This is a genomic window from Bacillus cereus group sp. MYBK5-2, from assembly GCF_051915685.1.
GTDB lineage: Bacteria > Bacillota > Bacilli > Bacillales > Bacillaceae_G > Bacillus_A > Bacillus_A cereus.
Genome location: NZ_JBQAFE010000016.1, coordinates 40,265 through 51,112, shown reverse-complemented (window position 1 = coordinate 51,112; position 10,848 = coordinate 40,265). Strand labels below are relative to the sequence as shown.

Below are 10,848 nucleotides of genomic sequence, written 5' to 3'. Positions count from 1 at the left end.
ATACACGTTTAAAAAGGAGGATTTAGAGAACCGAGCAGATCGAGGCGCTGAAGCCAGGAGGAGCGCAGTGTAGAAATACTACTCGAGCACCGGACTGGCGAAGCAACGATGAGATGCGACAGTTATCTAAACCGGACTTTTTAAACAACCTCTCAAAAAAAGTCTAGACGGTTATAGTATAACCATCTAGACCCTATTCTTACTTCTCTTCTTTCAAGCTTAATTTTAAGTTCAGTTCTTCAAGCTGCGCTTCTGCAACTGGGCTTGGAGCTTCTGTTAATAAGCAGCTTGCGCTTGCTGTTTTCGGGAATGCAATTGTATCACGAAGGTTCGTACGGCCTGCAAGTAACATAACAAGACGATCTAAACCTAATGCGATTCCGCCGTGTGGTGGTGTACCGTATTCGAATGCTTCTAATAAGAATCCGAATTGCTCTTGCGCTTCTTCTTGTGAGAATCCAAGTGCTTTGAACATTTTTTCTTGTACGTCACGCTCGTAAATACGAAGTGATCCACCACCAAGCTCATAACCGTTTAATACAAGGTCATATGCTTGTGCACGTGCTTTTTCTGGTGCTGTTTCTAGTAACTCAACGTCTTCACGGAATGGCATTGTGAATGGGTGGTGAGCTGCGAAGTAACGATCTGCATCTTCATCGTACTCAAGAAGTGGCCAATCAGTTACCCATAGGAAGTTAAATTTACTTTCATCAATTAACTCAAGCTCTTTACCTAGACGTAAACGAAGTGCGCCTAAGCTATCTGCAACAACGCTCTTCTTATCTGCTACGAATAGTAATAAGTCGCCAGCAGTAGCTTCTAATGTGCTCATTAACACATTTGCATCTTCTTCACCGAAGAATTTCGCAATCGGTCCTTTTAGTCCGTCTTCTTCAACTTTAAGCCAAGCTAGACCTTTTGCACCGTATACTTTCACGAATTCAGTTAATGCATCGATGTCTTTACGAGAATATTTACTTGCAGCACCTTTTGCATTAATTGCTTTTACTTGTCCGCCGCTTTCTACAGCACTTGTAAATACTTTAAAGCCACAACCTGCAGCAAACTCAGATAAGTCTGTTAGTTCCATTTCAAAGCGTGTATCTGGCTTATCAGAACCGTAGCGAGCCATTGCATCAGCATATTTCATACGAGGGAATGGTGCACTCACTTCTACACCTTTTGCATCCTTCATAACTTTCGTCATCATACGCTCCATCATATCTAAAATTTCATCTTGTGTTAAGAATGAAGCTTCGATATCGATTTGCGTGAATTCTGGTTGACGATCCGCACGTAAATCTTCATCACGGAAACAACGTGCTACTTGATAGTAACGCTCAAATCCGCCGACCATAAGAAGCTGTTTAAATAACTGTGGTGACTGTGGTAATGCATAGAATTCACCATCATGTACACGACTTGGCACTAAATAGTCACGAGCTCCTTCTGGCGTACTTTTCGTTAAAATTGGTGTTTCTACTTCTAAGAACTCTTCTGTATCTAAGAAGTTACGAATTGTTTTTGTTACGTCGTGACGCATTTTGAATGTGTTGAACATTACAGGACGACGTAAGTCTAAATAACGATATTTTAAACGCACATCTTCTGATGCATCTGTATCATCAGCAATGATAATTGGCGTTGTTTTCGCTGCATTTAGTACATTTACTTTTGTTGCTTGTACTTCAATACGACCAGTTGCCATATTGTCATTAATTGCGCCTTCACCACGTTCAACAACTGTACCTTCTACGTGTAATACGTATTCGCTACGAATTGTTTCTGCTACTTCTAACGCTTCTTTTGATGTTTCTGGGTTAAATACAACTTGTACGATACCTGTACGGTCACGTAAATCGATAAAGATTAATCCACCTAAGTCACGGCGTTTTTGTACCCAACCTTTTAATTGAACTGTTTGTCCAACAGCTTCTACTGTTACTTTTCCACATGCATGTGTTCTTTCAGCCACTGTAAGTTCCCCCTATATTAATTTCTCTGCTACGTATGAAGCAAATACATCTAACGCTACTTCTTCTTGTTCACCTGTTGCCATATCTTTTAAGTTAATGATGCCTTTATCTAGCTCATCTTCTCCTAATACAGCTACAAATTTCGCCTTTAGACGATCTGCTGATTTAAATTGTGCTTTCATTTTGCGATCTAAATAATCTTTTTCAACTGACAATCCAGCTTTACGAAGATCGAACGCAACTTTTGCAGCATGGTCTTTCGCTTTTTCGCCAAGCGCTACAACGTAACAATCAATGCTATGTTCAAGTGGTAATTCAATGTTTTCAGCTTTTAGCGCCATAATTAAACGTTCAATACTCATTGCAAAACCGATACCTGGCATTTCTGGTCCACCGATTTCTTGTACAAGTCCGTTATAACGGCCACCACCGCTTAATGTAGTGATCGCACCGAAACCTTCTGCCTCACTCATAATTTCAAAAACAGTGTGTTGATAGTAGTCTAAACCACGCACTAAGTTCGGATCTTTTTCAAATGGAACATCCATCATCGTTAATAGTTCTTGAACTTTGTCATAGTATACTGCTGAATCTTCGTTTAAGTATTCTGTAATAGATGGTGCTGTTCCCATTAATTCATGGTTACGGTCCTTCTTACAGTCTAAAATTCGAAGTGGGTTCTTTTCTAAGCGAGATTGACAGTCAGAACAGAATTCGCCGATACGTGGCTCAAAGTGTGCGATTAATGCATCACGGTGTGCTTGACGGCTCGCTGCGTCACCTAAACTGTTTAATACAACTTTAATATTTTTTAAGCCCATGCCGCGGTAAAATTCAACAGCAAGTGCAATTACTTCTGCATCAATTGCAGGGTCATTACTGCCGATTGCTTCGATACCGAATTGTACGAATTGACGATAGCGACCTGCTTGTGGTCTTTCATAACGGAACATTTGACCGATATAGTATAATTTCGTTGGTTGTGTCGCATCACCAAACATTTTATTTTCAACGTAAGAACGTACAACAGGTGCAGTACCTTCTGGACGTAATGTTAAGCTACGCTCTCCACGATCTTGGAATGAGTACATTTCTTTTTGTACGATATCTGTCGTATCACCAACACCGCGTAAAAATAGCTCAGTGTGTTCAAAAATTGGTGTACGAATTTCTTTATAATTGTAACGACGGCAAATTTCGCGTGCTTGCCCTTCGATATACTGCCATAACTCAACAGTGCCTGGAAGAATATCTTGCGTTCCGCGTGGGATTTGAATAGACATATTCAGTTCCTCCTCAAATTGTTTTAATCTTAATAAAAATAAAAAAACTCCCGCCTCTACTGTTTAAACAGTAGGGACGAGAGTATTATACCCGTGGTGCCACCCTAATTGAAGCACGTATGCTTCCACTTTTTTAATAACGCTTAAATATGCGTTCATCCCTACTAAGCATATATGCCGTTCAAGTTGAAACCTCTAGAGTGTCATTCAATCAGTCATCATGCAGAAATGTTTTCAGCCTAAGACATTCCTTCTCTTTCCATGTGTGTCTCATTTACTCTTCTCTATCAACGGTTATATTCATATGTAAATATAAAATTACTATACGTTTGTTAAGTAGGATTGTCAAGTGCTCTAAGAACGTTCAATCTGCTTCTTTAAACGCTTTACATCTTGAAGAGAAATCCCAAACTCCGAAGCAAGCTCCATTGAAGTATTGTTTTGCTCTTTTGAAATAAAATCATGAAAATTCACGTTAAACAGTTGATTTGCACCATTTGTAACAGAATGCCCTTTTTCATTCATACGCATACGTATATCCCTCACATTCAATATGGATGTTTTACTTTTTATTGTTCCATATTGATGAGAGAGTTATACATAACCGAAACTGCTATTGATTCCAAATAAATGAACAAAACATACAACAATGTATAAAAAAGAGAGGATTATATAACCCTCTCTTTTTTATCAACACTATTTACTTTCTACAATTAAGGTCACCGGACCATCATTGATTAAAGAAACGTCCATCATTGCTCCAAACTTTCCTGTTTCCACATGTAATCCTTGTTTACGAACTTCTTCATTAAAGAAATCGTATAAACGCTCTGCATAGTCAGGTTTCGCAGCATCCATAAAGTTTGGACGTCTGCCCTTGCGGCAATCTCCGTATAATGTGAATTGCGAAATAGATAGAACTTGTCCTTCTACATCAAGTACAGAATGATTCATCTTTCCGCTCTCATCTTCAAAAATACGTAAGTTTGCAATTTTTTCCGCAATGTAAGTTGCATCTTTTTCTGTATCTTCGTGCGTAATGCCAACTAGTAATGTTAAACCGAACGGAATTTGTCCTACGATCTCACCGTCTACTGTGACAGACGCTTTCTTTGATCGTTGTAAAACAACTCTCATCTTTCTACACTCCCTATTAATGCATCATGCGTCGTACTGCATAAATTTCTGGAACGCGTTTAATGCGTTCTACTACTTTTTTCAAGTGTTGTAAGTTACGAATCGAGATTGACATATTAATTGTTGCCATCTTATTACGGTCACTTCTACCAGAAACAGCTGAAATGTATGTTTTCGTCTCTGTAACAGCTTGCAGTACTTCATTTAATAAACCGCGGCGATCGTAACCTGAAATTTCAATATCAACGTTATACTCAATTTCTTTTTCAGGGCTACCTTCCCACTCTACCTCTAATAATCGTTCTACAGCTTCTTCTGTATGAACATTTACACAATCACGGCGGTGAATTGATACACCTCGGCCTTTCGTAATATACCCAACGATATCATCGCCCGGAACTGGGTTACAGCATTTCGATAAACGGATTAATAAATTATCAGCACCGCTTACCTTTACACCAGAATCCCATTTTCGAATTTTCATCGGTTTACGGACTTCTTTAACTTCAACAATTTCTTCTTCTTCGCGTTGTTTGCGGAACTTGTCCGTTAGTCGCGTAACAATTTGCGAAGCTGTAATTCCGCTATATCCAACTGCTGCAAACATATCTTCTTCATTTGCAAAGTTAAATTTCTCAGCGACGCGTTTTAAGTTATCCGGCGCCAATACTTCTTTCATCTCATACTCTAGACCACGTACTTCCTTTTCAACAAGTTCACGGCCTTTTTCAATATTTTCGTCTCTACGTTGTTTCTTAAAGAATTGACGAATTTTATTTTTCGCATGAGATGTTTGAGCAAGTTTTACCCAATCCTGGCTTGGGCCATATGAATGTTTCGACGTTAAAATTTCAATGATGTCGCCTGTTTTTAATTTATAATCCAGCGTCACCATTTTCCCATTTACTTTTGCACCAATTGTTTTATTCCCAATTTCCGAATGGACACGATACGCGAAATCAATTGGAACAGATCCAAGTGGTAATTCCATTACATCGCCTTTCGGTGTAAAGACGAATACCATGTCAGAGAATAAATCAATTTTTAATGACTCCATAAATTCTTCTGCATTAGAAGCTTCATTTTGCCATTCTAATATTTGACGGAACCATGTGAGTTTCTTCTCTAATGTACCTGTTGTTTCTGCTGTTTTTCCTTCTTTGTATGCCCAGTGTGCCGCGATCCCAAATTCTGCAATTTCATGCATTTCTTTCGTACGAATTTGCACTTCAAGTGGATCACCTTTCGGTCCAATTACAGTCGTATGAAGAGATTGATATAGATTTGCTTTTGGCATTGCAATATAATCTTTAAAACGACCTGGCATCGGCTTCCAGCACGTATGAATAATTCCAAGCACCGCATAACAATCTTTAATACTATTTACAACGACACGTACAGCTAATAAATCGTAAATTTCATTGAACTGCTTATTTTGCAGTGCCATTTTACGATAAATACTGTAAATATGTTTCGGTCTTCCAGAAATCTCAGGTTGAATTGCAACTTCTTTTAATTTCTCACGAATACCAGTCATTACTTCGTCTAAATATTCTTCACGTTCTGCACGTTTACGCTTCATTAAATTTACAATACGATAATATTGTTGTGGATTTAAATAGCGAAGTGACGTATCCTCTAGCTCCCATTTAATAGTACTAATTCCGAGTCTATGTGCCAAAGGTGCAAAGATTTCTAACGTTTCATTCGCTATGCGACGCTGCTTCTCTTGAGGCAAATGTTTCAATGTACGCATGTTATGAAGACGATCAGCTAGTTTAATTAAAATAACTCGAATATCTTGAGCCATTGCAATAAACATTTTGCGATGGTTTTCTGCTTGTTGTTGTTCGTGAGATTTATATTTGATCTTCCCAAGCTTTGTAACGCCATCAACAAGCATAGCAATTTCTTTGTTAAATTCCCGTTCAATATCTTCTAACGTAATCTCTGTATCTTCCACTACATCATGTAAGAAACCTGCTGATACCGTAGCTGGATCCATGTGTAAATCAACTAAAATACCTGCAACTTGAATCGGATGAATAATATACGGTTCACCCGATTTTCTATATTGTTCGCTATGCGCATCACGTGCATATTCATAGGCACGTGCCACTAGCTCAATATCTTCATCCGCTAAATATTGACTTGCTTTCTCGAGTACCTGTTCAGCTGTTAGTACCTGCTCATTTGCCATCGAATCACCTTTTATTGAAAATTGACTTTATCTTTATTTAATAGAATAAATTATATTCTATCATTATAACCCAATGATTGTGAATTGTGAAAAGGAAAAGATTTTACTGACATTTCACCATAATTTTTTGTTCAATTATACAAAAGTACCCGCTCCTCTCCAAGAGATTCACGGGTACTTTTTATCACCGTAGTTTTACCTATATAGTGATTAGTATTTTTCTAATACTAATACATCGTAACCATCTAACATTTTACGACCATCTAAGTAAGTAAGTTCTACTAAGAATGCAATTCCTGCTACAACTCCGCCTAGCTCTTCAACTAACTTAATTGTCGCTTCGATTGTTCCACCTGTAGCTAATAGATCATCTGTAATTAATACGCGCTGACCTGGCTTAATTGCATCTTTATGGATTGTTAAAACATCTTTACCATATTCTTTACCGTAGTCAACTGTAATTACTTCACGTGGTAATTTTCCTAATTTACGAACTGGCGCAAATCCTACTTCTAACGCATAAGAAACTGGGCAACCGATAATGAAACCACGAGCTTCTGGTCCTACTACAACATCGATATCTCTTTCTTTTGCGTACTCAACGATTGCGTCTGTTGCTGCTTTGTATGCTTTACCGTCATTCATTAAAGGTGTAATGTCTTTAAACACAATACCTTCTTTCGGATAATCCGGTACAATTGCGATATGTTGCTTGAAATCCATATTTCTGAATCCTCCTCAGATCTAAAAGGTTTGTAAATACAAATCCTTTACCCTAACTGTTCTACTTCTTTATGATTACGAATCGTTTCAAACCATGTATATAGTTGCTGATATGTGCTATAAACCAATTCTTTTTCTAATTGTAAGTGGTTCATTTTCTCACGATATGTGTTCGATTCAATTAAATCACGCTTTTGTTTTTTGTCTGCCATAAAAATGACGCCATCTTTTATTGTAACAAATTCTAACTCAAAAAACACCTGTGTCATGAAATTTACTGTATCTTTTGACCAACCTTTATGACGACATAGTTGTTCTCCATATTGTCTTAAAGAAAATGGTGTTTTTTGGCTTAAGAAAGAATAGTACCATTTAAAGTGTTCTCTCGTCGGAACTGTACTAAATAAGTGGTTATTCTCTTGATAAAATAGCGTATAAATTCGCGCTGGGAATCCTACCTTAAATAGCTCACGTAATTCATCTGTTCCTTTTGGTAAATCAAGTAACACGATATATTGATCATCTAAATGCGTTACTTCTGAAGCATGCATGAGCTTTTCTTTATAGCTCTCTAAAGAAAATTTATTCAATACCTCTTCAGAAAAATACACCATTGTTATTTTTTCTTTCGGAAGTTCTGCTAAATTTGCTTCTGCATTACGCATACTACGCCAATCAAATAATTGCCACGCCTCTACAGCAATATCTTGTACCATTAGTTGTGGCTTCTTAAAGTTATTCCATTCATTAATAGACGCTTCTCCTATTACAGATACTTTTGCAACTGGAGAGATTTCTTTCGCATATGCACCAAAGCCAAATCCAATTGTATCCAGTGTTGCTTGTCCATCACGAAGAGCCATTTTTAAATGAGAGCCATCTGATCCGATTGCGCGAATACTTTCTAACTCTGCATCTTTTACTGCAATACGTGGTTTCGGATTTCCAACACCAAACGGGGCTAGTTTTTGCATATCTTCAATTGCCGCTAGCGTTACATCCTCTACTTTACAAAAAACATCAACTGCTGTAATTGGAATAAAATCTTCTTCTGTTAACATTGCATCTGCTTGTTCATTTAAGCGGCGACGTAATTCATCTACATCATTCATATGTAGCGTCATTCCCGCTGCCATCGGATGCCCTCCGAAGTGTGGTAATAACTCTCTACAATCTGATAAATTTGCAAACAAATCAAATCCTGCAATACTACGTGCTGAGCCTTTTGCTGTTTCTTTTATAGGATCAATGCTTAATACAATCGTCGGACGATAAAAACGTTCAACTAATTTCGAAGCAACAATTCCAATTACCCCTGGGTTCCAGCCTTCTTTTGCAAGTACTAATACTTTATTTTCTTCTGGTGGGAAGTTATTTTCCACTTCAGCGATAGCTTCTTCTGTAATTTGCTTTACAATATCTTTTCGCAGTTTGTTCAGCTCATCAATTTCTTCAGCTAGCTCTTTCGCTTCCTCTGGATCATCTGATAATAAAAGGTGTACAGCCGGCGCAGCATCTTCTAAACGCCCGACCGCATTAATACGAGGTGCAATTGAGAAGCCAATACTCTCTTCGGTAATTTCACTTTGCGAAACGTTAGCAACTTTAAACAATGCCTTCAAACCAATATTTCTCGTCATACGCATATGTTTTAAACCGCGTTTCACTAGCAACCTATTTTCACCATGAAGTGATACTAAATCGGCTACTGTACCAATTACTGCGATCTCTAATAAATGTTCTGGTACACGGCCTAATAGTGCATGCGCAACTTTAAACGCAACACCTACACCAGCTAAATAGTGAAACGGATATACACCGCCATCTAATTTCGGATGTATAATCGCAAGTGCTTCTGGCAATTCTGGCGGTGGCTCATGGTGATCTGTAATAATTAGATCTATTCCAAGCTCTTTCGCTACATTCGCTTCATGTACCGCTGCAATACCAGTGTCGACAGTAATAATTAGCGAGAACCCTGCGCTATGCGCCCAACGAAATGCTTCTTCGTTCGGTCCATACCCTTCTGTAAAACGATTTGGAATGTAAAATTCTACTTCTGCACCTAATTCTTGAAGAGCAAGATATAAAACTGTCGTACTACTTACTCCGTCCGCATCGTAATCACCAAATATTAATATTTGCTCTCCATTTTGAATCGCCTTATTTACACGTTCTACCGTTCTATCCATTCCTTCTAATAAAAATGGATCATGAAATTCTTGATTTTCTGTATTTAAAAAATCTAAAATCTTATCTTCTGTATCGAGTCCTCTACCGAGGAATAACGAAACGACAAGTGGCGATAACTGTAATTTACTTGCTAATTCACTCACTCGCTCGTCATTATATTCTTTTTCTTTCCAACGCGTCTTCGGTTGTAACACGAAATCACCCCTTAACCTGTTCATTATACAAGACAGATTAAGGGGTGACAATATAATGCAAACTACGATGCAATATCTATATACTAAAATGTTAATGATGTTTAATTTGGAGAATACGGATTTATATGTACGAATACATTTTGTACATTATCTTGTTTCATAAGTATTTCTTTCACATGTTTTCCAATACGGTGTCCTTCTTCTACAGTAATGTATGGATCTACGGACACTTTAATATCGACAATAACATAATGACCATGCTCCCGTGCATATAAAGAACCAATTTTTTTCACACCATCTACTTGAAGAACTGCTTCTCTAAGCGGAATAACATCCTCCTCATGAAGAACATGGTCAAGCGTTGCATGAATTGCTTCCGCTCCAATGCTCCATGCCATTTTTACAACAAGAAGTGAAACAACTAATCCCGCAATTGGATCAGCGTATACAAGCCAGTCTATACCAAGCTTACCACCTATTATAGCTGCACAAATACCGATTAAAGCTGCAATTGAAGAAAATACATCCGAACGGTGCTCATATGCATTTGCAATAATTGCATCACTGTTTACTCTTTTCCCTAATCGGAATTTATATTGAAACATTCCTTCTTTCACGACGATTGAAAGAACAACAGCAAATATCGTAATTCCTTTCGGCGGTTCTAGTTCTTGCGAAAAAGCTTTTATAGACGAAATCGCGATTTCAAGTCCCACAATAAATAATAATACCGCAACAATAATCGCTGAAATCGATTCCGCTTTACCATGACCATACGGATGATCCTCATCAGGTGGCTGCTTTGCCGCTCGCAATCCAAAAAGTACAGCTAGCGAACCTATTACATCTGATGCAGAATGCACGGCATCCGCTAATAGCGCTTTACTGTTCCCAATATAACCAATTACCGCCTTTACAATCGCTAATATAATATTACCAACGATCCCGACAATAGCACCAAACTCGGCCTGTTTAAAACGTTCATCTTTTTCCATAATTAAAATCCCTTCTTTTCTTAACCTATCTTTTTATTTTAACAAAAACAGCGATAACACCACCACTTTCTTCCATCTTCTTTCTGTTAAAAAGTTGCTATCTTATTGTATCCACAAACGAAAAAAGAGATGCCTCATAAAGAGACA

Annotated in this window: 8 protein-coding genes and 1 other annotated feature; all 8 genes read right to left on the bottom strand. The window is 37.9% G+C overall.

The genetic code is table 11. From position 1 onward, the window contains the following. Positions 1–199 precede the first annotated feature (199 nt). The 8 genes from aspS to ACTFP3_RS28620 all read right to left on the bottom strand — a co-directional run bounded on the left by aspS (position 200) and on the right by ACTFP3_RS28620 (position 10,701). Positions 200–1,975 carry an aspartate--tRNA ligase gene (aspS, locus tag ACTFP3_RS28655; protein ID WP_000840898.1) on the bottom strand — a complete coding sequence of 592 codons (1,776 nt, stop codon included), beginning with the start codon at positions 1,973–1,975 and terminating at the stop codon, positions 200–202. A gap of 12 nt (positions 1,976–1,987) precedes the next feature. Further along, positions 1,988–3,259, bottom strand: a complete 1,272-nt coding sequence (hisS, locus tag ACTFP3_RS28650; RefSeq protein ID WP_000027084.1) for a histidine--tRNA ligase — start codon at positions 3,257–3,259, stop codon at positions 1,988–1,990. Positions 3,260–3,328: 69 nt separating this feature from the next. Continuing rightward, positions 3,329–3,559 (bottom strand) — a binding site (T-box leader). 54 nt (positions 3,560–3,613) lie between these two features. Further along, a complete protein-coding gene (locus ACTFP3_RS28645) occupies positions 3,614–3,790 on the bottom strand; it encodes a hypothetical protein (RefSeq protein WP_001242605.1) in 177 nt (58 codons plus the stop codon). Between the two features lie 165 nt (positions 3,791–3,955). Next, the gene (locus ACTFP3_RS28640; protein ID WP_001266965.1) at positions 3,956–4,396 is read right to left on the bottom strand and encodes a D-tyrosyl-tRNA(Tyr) deacylase; all 441 of its coding nucleotides are present in this window, start codon (positions 4,394–4,396) and stop codon (positions 3,956–3,958) included. A gap of 16 nt (positions 4,397–4,412) precedes the next feature. Then, positions 4,413–6,596 (bottom strand): GTP diphosphokinase, encoded by a 2,184-nt coding sequence (gene relA / locus ACTFP3_RS28635; protein WP_001262795.1) that lies wholly within the window; start codon positions 6,594–6,596, stop codon positions 4,413–4,415. A 210-nt stretch (positions 6,597–6,806) separates the two neighbouring features. Beyond that, a complete protein-coding gene (locus tag ACTFP3_RS28630; protein WP_000346215.1) occupies positions 6,807–7,319 on the bottom strand; it encodes an adenine phosphoribosyltransferase in 513 nt (170 codons plus the stop codon). Between the two features lie 47 nt (positions 7,320–7,366). Continuing rightward, on the bottom strand, positions 7,367–9,706 hold the full coding sequence (gene recJ, locus ACTFP3_RS28625) for a single-stranded-DNA-specific exonuclease RecJ (protein WP_000941230.1): 2,340 nt from the start codon (positions 9,704–9,706) through the stop codon (positions 7,367–7,369). A gap of 101 nt (positions 9,707–9,807) precedes the next feature. Next, entirely contained in the window at positions 9,808–10,701 is an 894-nt protein-coding gene (locus tag ACTFP3_RS28620; protein ID WP_000409743.1) for a cation diffusion facilitator family transporter, read from the bottom strand. Positions 10,702–10,848: the final 147 nt, after the last annotated feature.

Excerpts from the sequence above, each read along its gene's own strand:
- ACTFP3_RS28620 (WP_000409743.1), bottom strand. The coding sequence starts at position 10,701 with ATGGAAAAAGATGAACGTTTTAAACAGGCCGAGTTTGGTGCTATTGTC.
- hisS (WP_000027084.1), bottom strand. The coding sequence starts at position 3,259 with ATGTCTATTCAAATCCCACGCGGAACGCAAGATATTCTTCCAGGCACT.
- ACTFP3_RS28645 (WP_001242605.1), bottom strand. The coding sequence starts at position 3,790 with ATGCGTATGAATGAAAAAGGGCATTCTGTTACAAATGGTGCAAATCAA.
- ACTFP3_RS28640 (WP_001266965.1), bottom strand. The coding sequence starts at position 4,396 with ATGAGAGTTGTTTTACAACGATCAAAGAAAGCGTCTGTCACAGTAGAC.
- ACTFP3_RS28630 (WP_000346215.1), bottom strand. The coding sequence starts at position 7,319 with ATGGATTTCAAGCAACATATCGCAATTGTACCGGATTATCCGAAAGAA.
- relA (WP_001262795.1), bottom strand. The coding sequence starts at position 6,596 with ATGGCAAATGAGCAGGTACTAACAGCTGAACAGGTACTCGAGAAAGCA.